The organism is Lactobacillus sp. M0390, assembly GCF_016102085.1.
Lineage (GTDB): Bacteria > Bacillota > Bacilli > Lactobacillales > Lactobacillaceae > Lactobacillus > Lactobacillus apis.
This window is the reverse complement of sequence record NZ_JACFPH010000001.1, coordinates 715,462-732,281: the sequence shown is the minus strand read 5'-3', so window position 1 is coordinate 732,281 and position 16,820 is coordinate 715,462. Positions and strand designations below refer to the sequence as shown.

The following is a 16,820-nucleotide window of genomic DNA, read 5'->3' as shown; positions in this document are numbered from 1 at the left end:
TTGATTAAAACAGCATTTGCTTCAAGTATTGGACGAATACGTAAAAGCAACCAAGATTTTGTACAAGTTTTTAAAAACAAAAGTGGAGCGACGATGGCAATCGTTTGTGATGGCATGGGTGGTCACCAAGGTGGTGACGTTGCCTCAACCATGGCTGTTAGCCATTTAGGTCACAGCTTTAGCGAGACCGATTTCAGTGATTGTGCAAATGCTCATAAATGGCTTGATGTCCAATTAAGCTCTGAAAATGAAACGATTTTGCGCACAGCAGATCGTTTTCCTGATTTAAATGGAATGGGCACTACAATTGTTTTGGCAGTTGTGTTTGACCATCAAGCTTTGATTGCTCATTTGGGTGATTCACGTGCTTACGGTTATGCAGAAGGAAAATTTGTTCAACTAGTTGAAGACCATTCTCTTGTTAATGAACTAGTTAAAATGGGGCAAATTACTAAGCAGCAGGCTTTAACCCATCCACAAAAAAACATCATTACGCAGTCACTTGGCGTTTCAAGCACAATTGATCCTGAATTTCGTGAAATCCCCTTCAATGATGACGACCTTATTTTGCTATGTACAGATGGCCTAACCAATTCTTTGACTGATCCGCAAATCCAACAAATTTTAGCCACTAAGGATCTGTCACTCAAAGACCGCTGCCATAAGCTAATTAATGAAGCAAATCGTCTTGGTGGCGGCGATAACATTACCGTTTGTCTAGTCCTAAATGAAGGTGGTGGCTCACGTTGATTAATAAAGGCTATTTATTAGGCGACCGCTATCGCATAATCGATACATTAGGTGAAGGCGGAATGGCAAATGTCTATTTAGCTGAAGACATCATTTTACAGCGGAAAGTTGCCGTTAAAATTTTAAGGCTGGATCTACAAAAAGAGCCGCAAACTGTAGCGCGCTTTCAACGTGAAGCGCTTGCTACCAGTGAATTAAGTCATCCTAATATTGTGATGGTTTTAGATGTGGGCACTGATCAAGGCTTGCCATACATGGTAATGGAGTACGTAGATGGACCTGATTTAAAAGACTATATTATTCAGAATTCACCACTTAATTTGCATGATGTGATTCGAATTATGGATCAAATACTTAGTGCAATGACATTGGCGCATAAGCATAATGTGATACACCGTGATTTAAAGCCACAAAATATTTTGATGGATAAACACGGTAATATTAAAATCGCCGATTTTGGTATAGCAGTTGCATTAAACCAAAATTCAATTACGCAGACAAATTCTGCGCTCGGTTCAGTGCATTACATGTCTCCTGAACAGACACGTGGTGGGTTAATTACTAAACAATCAGATATTTACTCACTTGGAATCATTCTCTATGAGCTGATAACTGGCTCAGTTCCTTTTAATGGCGACTCTGCAGTCGCGATTGCTCTTAAACATGCCCAAGAACCAATTCCATCGATTAAAGAAAAAGATGCGAAGGTTCCGCAAGCTCTAGAAAATGTTGTTCTAAAAGCAACCGCTAAGGATCCCCGGGATCGCTATGCTTCAGCGAGCGCAATGCGTGCAGACATTGACACTAGCTTGGATCCTGCTCGAGTTAATGAACCTGTTTTTGTACCAACACATGGCACAAGTGATGATGAAACTATAATTTTACCTGATTTTAAGGCTAATCGTCAGCGAGAGGATAGTAATCAAGTAAAAGAAGAGACATTAGACGATAAAAATAATAAGTCCTCAACAAAAGGCAATTTTTTGCAGACATTAAAAACTCATAAATGGTGGTGGCTTTTTATGGGTCTGGCAGCTGTTTTAGTGGTTGGTTTATTGCTTTTAGTTGTTACCAATAACAGTCAAAGTGAAGTAAGAATCCCAGATGTTACTAATTTATCCGAAGAATCTGCTCGCCAAAAAATTGAACAAGTCGGTTTGAAGGTGGGCAAAATAAGGCACCAAAATTCAGAGCGAATTGGTCGAGGTAAAGTTATTTCAACATCGCCTCCAGCTGGTAGAGTGACAAAAAAAGGTAGATTTGTTGACTTAAAAGTTTCCGATGGCGTTGGAATGGCTAAAGTGCCAGATGTGTCAGGCGATTCGTACCAAGTAGCAGTTGCTAAACTAGAAAAAATGGGTTTTGACGTTATCCGCGAAAACCAATTTTCTGACAGTGTTCCAATTGATCATGTGGTTTCGCAAAGTATTGCTGCTGGAGTAGAAGTAAAGCCGGCGGAAACAACGATCACCTTGGTCGTTTCAAAGGGACAAGATGATCACGAAAAAAATGATACTGTTAAGCTTCCAGATTTTAAAGATTACACATTGCGAGAAGTTCAAGAATACGTTCGTCGGCATGATTTGATTTTGCAAGTCAGTCCTGCTTATTCAAAGAAAGTAAAAAAGGGCATGGTTATCTCCATGAGTCCTGCCCCCGGAACACATGTCCCTCATGGAAGTACAATAATGGTTAGTGTTTCTGAGGGTCCAAAAATTGAGCGCGACCATACTGCGATTAAAACATTTACAGTAACGTATCAAGATAATGATGATGATGATTCGCCTAACAGAAGAGGTAATCACATTCAAATCTATATTTCTGATGACGATCACTCAATTAATAATATTTACCGTGATTTGTACATAAAAAGAGACATGAACTTCTCAATTCCATTTTCGTTAAAGGATGGAGCAGGTGAATTACGTGTTGTCAGGGATGGTCAAACTATACTAAACGAAAAGGTAAATAGATGATTAAACAAACTGATGGGATAGTTGTTGGACTAATTTCTGGTTTTTATGATGTTCAAACTGGAAACCAAATTGTGCGCACAAGAGCGCGAGGACTTTTCCGGAAAAATAAGGAAAAACCGACTGTTGGCGATCATGTAAAAATTCAAATAGACGAGCAGGGTACAAGCTATTTAACAGAAATCCTGCCTCGAGTTAACATGATTGGCCGACCTGCACTAGCAAATGTAGATCATGTTTTACTGGTGATTTCAGCTGTTGAACCTGATTTTTCCCTTCAATTATTAGACAGGTATCTAACCTTCTTTTCTTGGCAAAAAGTTGCAGTTAGTATTTATCTTTCAAAAAGCGATTTGGTCGATGAAGCAAAATTTGCCGAAATTAAAGCTAGTTTGTCTTACTACGTAAAAATAGGCTATCCAGTTTTTTACCAATGGGAAGAACTGGCAGAGAAATTGCCGTCAGCAATTGAGTCTCAACAAATTTGGACTTTGGCTGGACAATCTGGTGCTGGAAAATCAACATTGATTAATCATCTGAAACAAGATATAGAGCAGGAAACTGCTGCAATTTCTACCAGTTTGAACCGTGGTAAGCATACTACTAGAACAGTTCAACTGTTCCCACTTGGTGAGGGCTTTTTAGCTGATACACCGGGCTTTTCTGCGATTGACTTTACACCAATTAAGATTAATGATTTATGTAATTACTTTGTTGAATTTAAACGAGCAAGTGTTAAATGCAAGTTTCGTGGCTGCCAACATATCAAGGAACCTAAATGCGAGGTCAAAAATCTGGTTGAAAAGCAGGAAATCACACAAAGCCGTTATGATAATTATTTACAGATGCGTTCAGAAATTGAGAATGGTAGGATGCCGGAGTATTTAAAATAAGGAGACAATAATGATTGCACCATCAATTCTAAATATTAATAATTTGAATTTGAAGGATGATATTGCCACTGCTGCTGAAAATGGGATTACGCGTTTTCATATTGATATTATGGACGGCCATTTTGTACCAAATCTGTCATTTGGCCCGCAGCTAGTCAGTGATTTTAAAGCTGAATTTCCTGATTTAGAAGCAGAAGTTCACTTAATGAGTAATAATCCTGATGTTTTGGTACCAGAATTTGCTAAAGCAAAAGCAGATTTAATCTTGCTTCATTATGAAGCAATGACTGAAGATAAGCTGAATCACTGGATCGATTTTTTACATTCAAATTGGATAAAAGCTGGCATTGTTCTTAATCCAGACACACCTGTTTCAGTTTTAGAAAAATTCCAAGCTAAAATAGATCAAGTTTTAATGATGACTGTTTATCCAGGGTTTGGCGGACAAAAATTCATTTCGGGTTCATGTGAGCGAATTAAAGAAGCAAATGAACTTTTAGCAGGAAGAGTTCCGATTGAGGTTGATGGTGGTATTAACGACCAAACTGCTCAACTGGCTAAGGACGCTGGAGCTAATATTTTTGTTGCGGGTTCGTATCTATTCTGCCAAAAGAGTATTCCAGTCCAAATTGAAAAATTAGAAAAAGCTGTTGAAGAATAATGAAGGCAATTGCACTATTAGGCGGTCCAAATATTTCTTGGCCTATTGATATAAAGGATAAAATGGTAAAAGCTCGTGAAAAAGGAACTTTTATTATTGGTGTCGATCGTGGAAGTTTGCTATTGGAAGAGTTAAATTTAACTCCTGATCTTGCGGTAGGTGATTTTGATTCTCTGAAAAAAGAAGAGCTATTGCGGATTAATCAGAGTGTTTCTGATATTCGTTACTCAGTGCCTGAAAAAGACTTAACCGATACCGAACTTGCTTTACATTATGCTTTTGATGATTATTGCGTCGACTCACTATCTTTAATTGGTGCAACTGGTGGAAGACTAGATCATTTTTTGACTAATTTATTCATGCTGCTAAAACCTGAATTCAGGCAATATGCTGAAAAGATACAAATAATTGATCAGCAAAATTATATTTCATTTTTAAACCCTGGCAAGCATGTTGTTAAACGTATAGAGAATTACACTTATTTTGGCGTTGCTACATTGAATGAAGTACAGGAACTGAATATCTCAAACGCCAAGTATAATCTTGCTGGCTATTCAAATACTAATCCAGTTTCCCTCAGTTCAAACGAGTTTTTGCATAAACAGGACACGTTTAATGTATCATTTAAGAAGGGGTTAATTGCAATAATCCAATCGCGTGATCTTGACCGTTTTCAAAACATTCAAAAATAAAGAAAAAGCCACTTACTCAAGTTAAAAGAGAATGTGGCTTTTTAAGTATAAAAAAAGACCGACAAACTATTTGTCAGTCCATTTATTAAGCACGAGTAACTTTACCAGACTTTAAAGTCTTAGTTGATACCCATACGCGCTTTGGTTTACCATCAACAAGAATACGAACTTTTTGAAGGTTTGGCTTCCACGTGCGACGTGATGAATTCAGTGAGTGTGAACGTGTGTTACCAAAAGTGGTCTTTTTACCAGTGATATAATCTTTTGCCATTTGCTAAACCCCCTTTATTTGTGTTTTCATACTTAGTTAAGATAGCATATTCTCTAAATCATTGCAACCTGAAAAGTATTTTTTATAAATGGATTTTTGTATTATTACTTGATTACTATGATAAAATAGATTCATAATATTGAGAACAATGATTCGGAGGATAAACATGGCTGTTAAAATCAAAACAAAAGATGGTTTGATTGATATTTCAAACGGAGTAATTGCAACTGTTGTTGGTAGTGCAGCTACATCCAATTACGGTGTTGTTGGGATGGCATCTAAGAATGCCATTCGTGATGGCTTTGACGGAATTCTTAATCGAGCAAACTATAAACGTGGTGTTGTTGTTAAGTCGGAAGATAATAGTATTACGGTTGATGTTTATATTATTGTGGGCTACGGACTAAAAATTTCTGAAGTTAGCCGTAACGTACAAACTAGCGTTAAATTCAATTTGAAGAATCAACTTGGAATTGATACTAAGGCTGTTAATGTCATCGTTCAAAGTGTTAAAGTGCTTGACGAATAACTCAAGCGGAGGTTATAAATTTTGGTTTTAAAGGAAATAGATAGTAAAAAGTTCAGAGACATGGTCCGTGTGGCAACACACCGACTTGGCCGAAATGCAGAGTTTATTAACTCCTTGAATGTTTTTCCAGTTCCTGATGGTGATACTGGAACAAACATGAATTTAACTATTGAAAGCGGAGCAAAGGCAGTCAGCGAAAACCCAAGTAATAGTGTCGGTGATTTAACCGAAAGCTTGGCTAAAGGGATGTTAATGGGTGCCCGCGGTAACAGTGGGGTTATTTCTTCCCAGCTCTTTAGAGGTGTGTACAAAGCTACTCAAGGAATGCAGACTTTAAACGCTCAAGAACTTGCAAATGCCTTTTCTAATGGTGTTGCCACAGCTTACAAGGCTGTGATGAAACCAGTTGAAGGTACAATTTTAACTGTTGCCCGTGTAGCAGCTCAAGAAGGTGCTAATAAGGCTAACGAAACGGACGACGTCGAAGAAGTAATGAAGGCGATTGTTGAAGGAGCAAAAGCAGCTTTGAAGACAACACCTGATTTGTTACCTGTTTTAAAACAAGTCGGTGTAGTTGATTCAGGTGGACAGGGCTTGCTCTTTATCTATGAAGGATTTTTGGAAGGTCTTCTCGGCGAAGATTTTGCAGATCGCTACCAACCAGATGAAGGTGAAATGGATGAAATGATTAATGCCATGCACCACCAGTCCGTTCAATCACAATTAGCTACTCAAGATATTGACCATGGTTATTGTACAGAAATTATGGTTGATTTGACTGCTGATATGCCTGATAAAAAGCCATTTAACCTTGAAGAATTTAGAGATCACTTATCTAAATTAGGTGATTCGCTTTTAGCTGTTTCTGATGACGAGGTGGCTAAAGTTCATATTCATACTGAGCATCCAGGTGCAATTTTTGAATATGGCAGCCAATTTGGACAATTAGGTAAAATCAAAATTGATAACATGCGTATTCAACATGAGACGATTGTTAACAACAATGAAGAACAGCAAGAAAGTGTAGATTTTGCTGTAATCGCAGTTGCTTCTGGTAACGGTATCCGTAAGCTATTTGAAAGTGAAGGAGTAAACCGGATTATTTCTGGTGGACAAACAATGAATCCTTCTACTCAAGACATTATCGATGCGATTAAGAAATCAGGAGCCAAGAAGGCAATCGTTTTACCTAACAATGGCAACATCGTAATGGCAGCAAAGCAAGCAGCAGAAGTTAGCGATATTCCAGTTGGCATTGTACCTACTAAGACAATTTCGCAAGGATTAACTGCAATGCTGTCTTTTGATGCAGATGATACATTGGAAAACAACGTTGATAATATGACTGATTCACTTGAAGATGTCGTTTCAGGAGAAGTTACTAAAGCTAACCGTGATACAACAATCAATGGTATTGAAATCCATGAAAATGATTTTTTAGGTATTATTGATGGTGATATTCAAGTTGCTGAAAAAGATCTAGTTCAATCTACCGTTGATATGGTTGAAAAAATGCTTGATGAGGATTCAGAAATTATTACTGTGATGTTTGGTCGTGATTCTAACAAAGAAGAGGCCAATCAAGTTGTTTCTGCGCTAGAAGAAAAGCACGACGATCTTGAATTTGAAGTGCACAATGGTGGGCAACCAGTTTATAATTTCTTGATTTCTGTAGAGTAAAATGGATGCAAACAAACTATTTGCTCCTGTGACCAATTTAAAAGGCGTAGGAACAAAAACTGCTGCTGCTCTTGGTAGCTTAGGAATATATAGCATATACGACTTGTTATTTTATTTTCCATTTCGTTATGATGAGCTGCAGACGATACCACTTGATCAGATCATGGATGGTCAAAAGGTAATGCTAAAAGGGATTGTTGCGACTGACGCCTTTGTTAGCAGATTTGGTTACAAAAAAAGCAGACTTAGTTTCAAAATGAGAATTGACCATGATGTAATCTTGGTCAATTTTTTTAATCAGCCATGGCTAAAAGAAAAAATTGAAGTTGGAAAAGAAGTAGCAGTTTATGGCAAGTACAACCTCGCAAGGCAAAGTTTGGCTGGCTTTAAATTTGTTGCTGCAAAGGAAAATGACAGCGGAATGGCTCCGATATATTCGGTTAACCATCATATTAGGCAAAAGAAGCTCGTTGAGTTGATAGATTTAGCTTTGGAGGATTTTTTGCCAGACGTAATGGATATCGTTCCCGAACCAATTCGTCAAAAGTATCGCTTACTTCCCGAGCAACAAATAATTTTGCAAATGCATCATCCAAAAAATGGTCGTGAAGCAGAATTAGCGAAAAGAAGCGCAATTTTCCGCGAATTTTTTATTTTCCAAACAGAACTTGCTGAACTGACTAGGCATAATTCCCAAAATACTGGAATAGCAAAAAAGTATGACTTGGAAGAAATCAATGAACTGACTAAAGCATTGCCATTTGATCTTTCAGATGATCAAAAAAGGGTTATAAATGAAATCTTTGCTGATTTGCATTCTACTAAGCAAATGAATCGCTTGCTGCAAGGGGATGTTGGGTCAGGTAAAACGATTGTTGCAATCTATGCGATGTATGCAGCCGTTACTGCGGGGTTTCAAGCAGTTTTAATGGTGCCAACAGAAATCTTAGCTACGCAGCATTTTAAGAAGATAGATGATCTTTTGCGGCCGTTTGGAGTTAGGACAGCACTTTTAACTGGAACTACTAAGACACTCGAGCGTCGAGAAATATATCGTGAATTGACCGATGGCACTATCAATGTGGTTGTTGGAACTCATGCATTAATTCAACCAAGTGTTATTTTTAAAAGCCTAGGACTCGTAATTATTGATGAGCAACACCGCTTTGGAGTTGGACAACGTCAAGCTTTGATTAATAAGGGTAATGCACCTGATACTTTGGCAATGACTGCAACTCCAATTCCAAGAACCCTAGCCTTAACAGTTTATGGCGAAACTTCTGTTTCAGAAATTCGCCATCTTCCGGCGGGCCGAAAGCAAATTAAGTCCTTTTGGAAGACTGGCAACCAGATGAGTGATGTTTATCGTCTAATGCGCGAGCAGCTGGAGCAACATTTTCAGATTTACGCGGTTACTCCACTGATTACTGAATCTGAAGCGCTTGATTTAAAAAATGCAGAGGAACTTTTTGAAAAGCTAAGCCATGATTTTCCTGATCAACGTGTTGAACTTCTTCACGGCCAAATGCCGGGAGCAAAAAAAGAAGAAATTATGTCAGAGTTTGCAGCTGGTGAGATTAACATTTTAGTTACTACTAGTGTGATTGAAGTTGGAGTCGATGTCGCCAATGCAAATTTAATGATTATCTACAATGCCGATCGTTTTGGAATTAGTCAGTTGCACCAACTTCGTGGCCGAATTGGACGTGGAAAAACGCAAAGCTATTGTGTCTTTTTAGCAGATCCAAAAACGGAAGCTGGGAAGGCGCGAATGAAAATAATTGCATCAACAACCGATGGCTTTAAACTGGCCGAAGAAGATTTAAAGCTTCGTGGTGAAGGTGATCTTTTCGGGCGTGCACAATCTGGTTTGCCAGAATTTCAGGTAGGAAATGTGGTCAACAACTACGAAACAATGGTTGTGGCTCAACAAGTAGCCAACAATATAGTTGAAAAAGATCCAGAATTATCTGATAGTGAGCACAAAAATTTAAAACAAGTGATAGAATATAAAAAATTACAGCAAGAACGTACTTAGAAAAGATTGTGGAAATAAATGAGAACAATTGCAATTGATGCAATGGGTGGCGAAAATGCGCCAGAAGCCATTGTCCAAGCCGTTTTGCAGGCAAAAACAGAATTAAAAGAAACCAAATTTATTTTATTTGGTGACCAAGCAAAAATTAAAAAACTGGTCGGTTCCGATACTGACCAAATAGAGATAGTTGGTACAACAGAAGTTATTAATGATGAGGATGAACCTGTTAAAGCAATCAGGACAAAGAAAGATTCTTCTTTGGTTGTCGCAGCGCAGTATGTTAAGCAGGGAAAAGCGGACGCACTTTTATCATTAGGAAATTCTGGTTCAATTCTGGCTAGTGGTATTTTTATTATTGGTCGGATTAAGGGGATTGCTCGTCCAGGATTTATGCCAACTTTACCTGTTAAAAATTCAGACGATGGTTTTAACATGATTGATGTTGGTGCAAATGCCAAGACCAAACCTGAGTACATCCTTAATTGGGCTAAAATGGCATCATATTATGCTGAAAAAGTCCGCGGTATTAGAAATCCACGCGTTGCCCTTCTTAACAATGGGTCTGAAAGTGATAAGGGTGACGATGTTCATCAAGAAGCTTATCAATTATTACTTGATAGTGAATTAAACTTCATTGGTAATATTGAAGGAAATGAGCTTTTAGAGGGTAAAGCCGATGTTGTGGCAACAGATGGTTTTACAGGCAATGCCGTCTTAAAGAATATTGAGGGAACGTCTTCAGTTCTAATTCATTTATTAAAAGACAATTTGCTAAATAGTGGTTTTTTGGTTAAAATTGGTGCTTTATTAATAAAAAATGCCTTGAAAGGTTTAGTTTCAAAATTTGACGTTGATAAGTACGGTGGAGCGGTTTTACTAGGCCTGGATGCTCCTGTGGTAAAGACGCATGGACGTTCAGACAAGCGAGCAGTCTATTTTACGATTAAGCAGGTCGATAAAATATTAAAAGAAAATATTATTGACCAATTTAGGGCTGAATTTGCTACTGATAAATGAAAAGTAATAAAGGAGAATTAATAATGACTGAAGAAGAAATTTTTACTAAAATAAAGGACATTTTAGCCGATAATTTTGAAGTCTCTAAAGACAAGATTACAAAAGAAACGAATTTTACAACTGATTTAGATGCTGACTCAATTGATTTAGTAGAGTTCATTTTACAATTGGAAGATGAATTTGGTGCAGAAATTTCTGATGAAGATGCTGAAAAGATAAAAACAGTTGGCGATGCAGTTAGTTACATTGCTTCACATCAAAATTAATTTCAATAAATTTCAGGTTGATATTTGCATATAGCCATTTTGATGTATATAATTAGAAATTAAATAAATTTATTAAGTATCTTTAATAAACTTGTTGAAAAATTGAGAGGGGAAATGGCCTTTGGAAAAACAAAGTGATCTCTTGCTAGATATCCAGCATCTTCATACTGCTTATCGTTTAAACGGAAAGTTTTACGATGCAGCAGACGATGTTAACATTACTCTGAAGCGAGATGAAATTTTATCAGTCGTTGGTGAATCTGGCTGTGGTAAGAGTACAATAGCCGCAAGTATTATTGGTTTATATGACCATAAAAATACAAAAGTAACTGGAGATATTCTATATAATGAATTAAACCTTGTCGGTTTAAATGAATCTCTATTTGATAAGATTCGTGGAAATAAGATTGGTATGATCTTCCAGGATCCACTAGCCAGTTTAAACCCACTTATGCGTGTAGGCGACCAGGTTGCAGAAACTCTGTACTACCACACCGATATGAATGAAAAAGAACGTCATGAACGCGTTATTGAATTGTTCAATCAAGTTGGTATGCCAAAGCCGGAAGAAACATACTCAATGTATCCCTTCGAACTTTCAGGTGGCTTGCGTCAACGTATCGTGATTGCCATGGCAATTGCCTGCAAACCAGAAGTTATTATTGCTGACGAGCCGACTACAGCCTTGGATGTAACTATTCAAGCACAAATTCTTGATTTACTTGAAGATATTCAAAAGCAATCTCATTCAGGTATTATTTTGATTACGCACGACTTGGGTGTTGTGGCAGAAACAGCTGATGAAGTCGCTGTTATGTATGCCGGTCAAGTAGTTGAAAAAGCAGACGTTAAGACAATTTTCGACAATCCGTTACACCCATATACACGTTCATTATTGAACTCAATGCCTCAATCTGATGATACAGATGAAGATTTACACGTTATTCATGGAACCGTTCCATCATTGATAAACATGCCACGTGAAGGGGATCGTTTTGCGGATAGAATTCCGTGGATTCCTGCGAGTGCCCATGAAAAGGAACCAGTCATGCATGAAGTTGAGCCAGGTCACTGGGTAAGATGTACATGCTGGAAGACGTTCCACTTTGATGATTCTGAAGCAAGTGGGGAGTAATTATGGCAAAAGAAATTATTCAAGTAAAAGATTTAAAGGTACACTATCCAATTAGATCTGGTTTTTGGAATCGTATTACTGATTATGTTCGTGCGGTTGATGGTGTCAGCATCACTATTAACGAAGGTGAAACATATGGCTTAATTGGTGAGTCAGGTTCCGGTAAGTCAACAACTGGAAAAGCAATTGTTGGTGTTGAACCAGTAACAAGCGGCGAAATTATTTATCATGATGTTGATATTACAAAGTCTAAGAATCGTCGTAAGTTAAACTATAACAAAGATGTCCAAATGATCTTTCAGGATTCAATGTCTAGTTTGAATCCTAGAAAGCGAATCGAAGACATTATTGCTGAACCAATTCGTAATTTTGAGAATTTAACCACTGATCAAGAACGTGATCGTGTACAAGAGTTATTGGACATCGTTGGTATGCCAAGTGACTCAATTTATAAGTACCCACATGAATTTTCTGGTGGTCAGAGACAAAGAATTGGTGTTGCACGTGCGGTTGCAACAAATCCAAGGTTGATTGTTGCCGATGAGCCAACAAGTGCTTTGGATTTGTCGGTTCAGGCGCAGGTTTTGAACTTTATGAAGCATATCCAACAGCAATATAACATTGCGTATTTGTTTATTTCTCATGACTTAGGTGTTGTTAAGCACATGTCTGAAAACTTGGCTATTATGCACCGTGGTCGTCTAGTAGAAATTGGTAGTCGTGAGGACATCTACAACCATCCAATGCATATCTACACTAAGCGTCTGCTTTCAGCAATTCCTGTTGTTGACGTTGAACATCGTGCAGAAAATAAAAAGCACCGTGAAGAAGTCGAACAAGAATTCCAAAATGATCAAAGTAAATGGTACGACCAAGAGGGTCGTGTCTTCCCACTGCAACAAGTTTCAGGTAAGCACTGGGTTGCTTTGCCAAAAGATGAACTTGAACGTGAAACGTTAAAAGAAGAAGGGAGAAACTAATAATGTGGAAAACAGTCTTAAGACGAATATTAGTCATGATTCCTCAGTTGATTATATTGAGTATTTTGATCTTCTTCTTGGCTAAAATGATGCCTGGTGACCCATTTAGTGGTCAGATTAATCCTAATACTGATCCAAAGCAACTTGAGGCTTTGAAACGTGCCGCTGGTTTGTACGATCCAATTCCAGTTCAATATGGACGCTGGGTTGCTAACTTATTTAAAGGTGATTTAGGAACTAGTTATATCCAGCATGTTCCAGTAACTTCATTAATTGCTGACCGTGCTGTAAACACTTTCTGGCTATCACTTTTAACTACTATCATCAGCTATGGTATTTCTATTCCTTTGGGTGTTACCGCTGGTCGTCACCAAGACGAATGGCAAGATCAAGCAGTTCAAATTTTTAACTATGTGACTTTTGCAGTACCACCATTTGTCTTCTATATCTTAGGAATTTGGCTATTTGGTTTTACTTTAGGTTGGTTCCCAATCTCAGGTTCTGTTTCTCCTAATGCTTCTGGTTTCTGGGGCACTTTAGGTAGTCAAATTTATCACATCATTTTACCTGCATGCTTGGTTGCCTTAATCACAACCACTTCAATTGTTCAATATTTAAGAACTGGTATTGTTGATAATAAGGTTGAAGATTACGTTCGTACAGCCCACAGTAAGGGTGTTCCAGAAAATGTTGTTTTCCGTAAGCACATTTTACGTAACTCACTTTTACCAATTGCCTCATCATTTGGTACAACAATTACTGGATTATTGAGTGGTTCAATGATTGTCGAGTCAGTCTTCAGTTATCCAGGAATGGGTAAACTGTTCCTTGACTCAATTGGCCAACGTGATTACACAACCTTAACAGCATTGATTTTAATCTTCGGTATTCTTACTTTACTCGGTAATTTATTATCAGATATTATTATGAGTATTGTTGACCCACGAATCAGAATTAAGTAAGGAGGAAAAGAAATGTCTGAAAAGAAAGAAAACACTTCAACTGAAGAAGTTAAAAAGAAAAAAATTTCTTCTCCTGCTTCAAGCTTAAAAGTGATTGCGCGAGAGATTTTTAAAGACAAAGTTGCTTTAACTGCTTTTATTATCATAATTGCAATTTTATTATTCACCTTTGGTGGTTCGCTTTTCTTGAACGCCGAAAAGGTTACAGAAACCAATATTATTGATGCCTACTATGGTTGGGGAACCAATGGCCACTTATTGGGTACTGACGATGGTGGTCGTGATATTGTAAAACTATTGATTATGGGTGGACGTAACTCAATTCTTATTGGTATGGGTGTTACTGCTATCTGTGAAATTGTCGGTTTGGTTGTCGGACTAGTTTCAGGTTATTACGGCGGTTACATTGATGCAATTATCATGAGAATAGTTGATTTTATCCAAGTTTTACCTGTAATGCCAATCGAAATTGTTTTGGTAACAGTTATTCCTCACTACAGCCCACTGAGTTTGGTTTGGATAATTTCAATGTTTGGTTGGACTGGAACGGCTAGGTACTTTAGAGCCTTTGTTCTTTCCCAGCGTGGACGTGATTATGTGTTAGCTTCAAAGACTTCTGGTTCGTCTGATTTCAAGATTATGTTCCGTGAAGTGTTACCTAACATTACCTCAATGATTATCATCGACGTTGTTATTGCAATTGCAAGTAACATTGGTGTTGAAACAACTCTTTCGTTCATTGGTTACGGATTACCGCCTACAGTGCCTTCACTTGGTACATTAATTGGTTTTGCCAATGACCCAGTTAATGTTGTTAGCCGTCCTTGGTTGTGGCTTCCAGCAACAGTTATGTTGCTAGCTATTTCACTTAGTGTTAACTATGTCGGTCGAGCATTACAACGTGCAGGTGATGCAAGACAACGTGAAAACTAAAAATAAAAAGACTTGTGAGAGCAAGTCTTTTTTGTTGCAGCGAAAAAGTAAAAAGTGGTCACATTTAAAAGTAGCGGTAAATATGTTAAAATTAGTACATTAGCTTATTCCAAGAACATACGGGAATTTATTATTCATTGATTAGATAGGAGTTTTTAAATAATTATGAATAAGTCAAAAATTCTTCGTTCCATAGGTTTAGTGTCTGCTGCGGCTTTGACACTAGTAGCCTGTGGTAAAAGTAATAATACTGCTAATGATGAAAATGCTAAGACGGCAAGTAAATTTCCTCAAGCAGTGCCAGAAAAAGAGGCTAAGCAAGGTGGTACTCTAAAGTACGCTATTAAAACAGATACACCATTTACTGGTATTTTTTCAGATGAATTATCGACTACTGCAATTGATAGTTCAGTAGCTGAACCTGGTGAGGAATCATTATTTGATACTGACGACAGCTACAAAATCACTAATAAAGGTCCAGCAACTTTTAAACTAGACCGAAAAGCTAAAACAATTACAATTACAGTGAAAAAGGGTGTGAAGTGGTCTGATGGTAAGCAAGTAAATGCTAAGGACCTCGAATATCCATATGAAATCTTAGCAAACAAGAAAACAAAGGCACAAAGATATAGCAGTCAATTTGAAGAAATTGTTGGTATGAAAGAGTACCATGATGGAAAAGCCAAAACAATTTCAGGAATTGAAATGCCAGACGGTGAGTCAGGTAGAACTATTGTTTTGCACTTCAAAGAAATGAAACCAGGGATGCTTTACAGTGGTAATGGTTACTTCTGGGAATCAGCAGCGCCATACCACTATTTGAAGGATATTCCTTTTGATAAATTACAATCATCTGATCAAATCAGAAAGAAGCCGATGTTCTTTGGTCCGTTTAAAGTTCAAAAAATTGTCCGTGGACAATCAGTTACTTGGGTTCCTAATAAGTACTATTGGCGTGGTGAACCAAAACTAGCAAAAATCGTTTCACAAGTAGTTTCCGATAACTCAATTTCGCAAAGTATTAAAAGTAATAAATTTGATGTTACAGAAGTAGTTAATTCACAATGGAATGAAGTTAAGGATACTAAAAATGTTAACTTTGTTGCGCAAATCCCTCTTAGTTACCACTACTTAGGCTTTAAAGTAGGTAAATGGGACGATAAGCAAGGCAAGAACGTTACTAATCCTAAAGCAAAGATGAATAACAAGGCATTGCGTCAAGCTATGGGCTATGCAATGAATGTTTCATCTGTTGATCAACACTATACTTCTGGTTTAAGTTTCCGCATCCCAACTCTAATCCCTGCTCAATTTGGTGATTACTACGATAAAAGTGCCAAAGGTTATGATTATAACTTGAAAAAGGCAAATCAGCTACTTGATAAGGCTGGCTATAAGAAGAAAGGTAAATGGCGTGTTCAACCTAATGGTAAGCCATTAACCATTAACTTCTTGGCAATGACCGGTAGTTCTGTTCAAGAGCCAACCGTTCAAAACTATATTCAACAATGGCAAAAAGTTGGCTTGAATGTAAAGCTTGTCGGTGGCCGCTTGAGTGAATTCAATTCATTCTATGATAAGATTCAAAACGACAACCCTCAAGTTGATGTTTTCATGGCTGGCTGGAGTTTAGCGAGTGAGCCATCACCAGCAGCGCTTTATGGTGAAACTTCTCCAATGAATTACACTAGATTTGTTACGCCAAAGAACAATAAACTATTGAAAGAAATTGATTCGCAAAAATCATTCAATCATAGCTACCGTGTAGATAAGTTCCATGAATGGCAAGATTACATGAATGACGAGGCTTACGTAATTCCTCTAGATAACTCATACAAAGTAATAGCTGTTAATAAGAAGATAACTGGCTACTCAACAAATCCATCTGAAAATTCAAATGGACACCAATTATGGTATAAAGTTGGCTTTACTAAATAACTAAGTTTATGGCAACACCTCAAGATATTATCTTGGGGTGTTTTTGTTTGCTGTTTTATTTTAAAAACAGAACTACTGGTTGACATTTTTAATAAAATTAAA

General features: G+C 37.5%; 16 protein-coding genes. 15 read left to right on the top strand and 1 reads right to left on the bottom strand.

The annotated features are described in order from the left end of the window. The 5 genes from H3R25_RS03455 to H3R25_RS03435 are packed head-to-tail and all read left to right on the top strand — an operon-like array spanning nt 1 to nt 4,969. On the top strand, nt 1-750 hold the full coding sequence (locus tag H3R25_RS03455; protein WP_074425145.1) for a Stp1/IreP family PP2C-type Ser/Thr phosphatase: 750 nt from the start codon (nt 1-3) through the stop codon (nt 748-750). Continuing rightward, nucleotides 747-2,726, top strand: a complete 1,980-nt coding sequence (gene pknB, locus H3R25_RS03450) for a Stk1 family PASTA domain-containing Ser/Thr kinase (protein ID WP_198194305.1) — start codon at nt 747-749, stop codon at nt 2,724-2,726. The genes H3R25_RS03455 and pknB overlap by 4 nt, the downstream gene beginning before the upstream one ends. Next, a complete protein-coding gene (gene rsgA / locus H3R25_RS03445; protein ID WP_198194304.1) occupies nt 2,723-3,616 on the top strand; it encodes a ribosome small subunit-dependent GTPase A in 894 nt (297 codons plus the stop codon). The genes pknB and rsgA overlap by 4 nt, the downstream gene beginning before the upstream one ends. A gap of 7 nt (nt 3,617-3,623) precedes the next feature. Next, on the top strand, nt 3,624-4,277 hold the full coding sequence (gene rpe, locus H3R25_RS03440) for a ribulose-phosphate 3-epimerase (RefSeq protein WP_198194395.1): 654 nt from the start codon (nt 3,624-3,626) through the stop codon (nt 4,275-4,277). Beyond that, complete coding sequence (locus tag H3R25_RS03435; RefSeq protein ID WP_198194303.1) at nt 4,277-4,969, top strand: thiamine diphosphokinase; 693 nt, start codon at nt 4,277-4,279, stop codon at nt 4,967-4,969. Before rpe ends, H3R25_RS03435 begins: the two co-directional genes overlap by 1 nt. Before the next feature lie 85 nt (nt 4,970-5,054). Here H3R25_RS03435 and rpmB read toward each other — a convergent pair whose 3' ends face one another. Next, a complete protein-coding gene (rpmB, locus tag H3R25_RS03430) occupies nt 5,055-5,240 on the bottom strand; it encodes a 50S ribosomal protein L28 (protein ID WP_046307139.1) in 186 nt (61 codons plus the stop codon). Nucleotides 5,241-5,406: 166 nt separating this feature from the next. On the opposite strand from rpmB, the gene H3R25_RS03425 reads away from it, so the two are divergent. The 10 genes from H3R25_RS03425 to H3R25_RS03380 all read left to right on the top strand — a co-directional run bounded on the left by H3R25_RS03425 (nt 5,407) and on the right by H3R25_RS03380 (nt 16,718). Beyond that, entirely contained in the window at nt 5,407-5,769 is a 363-nt protein-coding gene (locus tag H3R25_RS03425) for an Asp23/Gls24 family envelope stress response protein (protein WP_046307138.1), read from the top strand. Nucleotides 5,770-5,790: 21 nt separating this feature from the next. After that, a complete protein-coding gene (locus H3R25_RS03420) occupies nt 5,791-7,449 on the top strand; it encodes a DAK2 domain-containing protein (protein ID WP_198182350.1) in 1,659 nt (552 codons plus the stop codon). 1 nt (nt 7,450) lies between these two features. Next, nucleotides 7,451-9,487, top strand: coding sequence for an ATP-dependent DNA helicase RecG (recG, locus tag H3R25_RS03415; RefSeq protein ID WP_198194302.1), 2,037 nt, complete (start codon nt 7,451-7,453; stop codon nt 9,485-9,487). An 18-nt stretch (nt 9,488-9,505) separates the two neighbouring features. After that, on the top strand, nt 9,506-10,504 hold the full coding sequence (gene plsX / locus H3R25_RS03410; protein WP_122035407.1) for a phosphate acyltransferase PlsX: 999 nt from the start codon (nt 9,506-9,508) through the stop codon (nt 10,502-10,504). A gap of 23 nt (nt 10,505-10,527) precedes the next feature. Further along, nucleotides 10,528-10,770: an acyl carrier protein gene (gene acpP / locus H3R25_RS03405; RefSeq protein WP_046307130.1), complete on the top strand. Its 243-nt coding sequence runs from the start codon at nt 10,528-10,530 to the stop codon at nt 10,768-10,770. A gap of 121 nt (nt 10,771-10,891) precedes the next feature. Next, nucleotides 10,892-11,905, top strand: a complete 1,014-nt coding sequence (locus tag H3R25_RS03400; protein ID WP_198194301.1) for an ABC transporter ATP-binding protein — start codon at nt 10,892-10,894, stop codon at nt 11,903-11,905. A 2-nt stretch (nt 11,906-11,907) separates the two neighbouring features. Then, nucleotides 11,908-12,885: an ATP-binding cassette domain-containing protein gene (locus H3R25_RS03395; RefSeq protein ID WP_187158041.1), complete on the top strand. Its 978-nt coding sequence runs from the start codon at nt 11,908-11,910 to the stop codon at nt 12,883-12,885. 2 nt (nt 12,886-12,887) lie between these two features. Further along, on the top strand, nt 12,888-13,847 hold the full coding sequence (opp4B, locus tag H3R25_RS03390; protein ID WP_198194300.1) for an oligopeptide ABC transporter permease: 960 nt from the start codon (nt 12,888-12,890) through the stop codon (nt 13,845-13,847). 12 nt (nt 13,848-13,859) lie between these two features. Further along, complete coding sequence (locus H3R25_RS03385; RefSeq protein WP_122035399.1) at nt 13,860-14,780, top strand: ABC transporter permease; 921 nt, start codon at nt 13,860-13,862, stop codon at nt 14,778-14,780. 165 nt (nt 14,781-14,945) lie between these two features. Further along, nucleotides 14,946-16,718, top strand: a complete 1,773-nt coding sequence (locus H3R25_RS03380) for an oligopeptide ABC transporter substrate-binding protein (RefSeq protein ID WP_122035396.1) — start codon at nt 14,946-14,948, stop codon at nt 16,716-16,718. Nucleotides 16,719-16,820 lie beyond the last annotated feature (102 nt).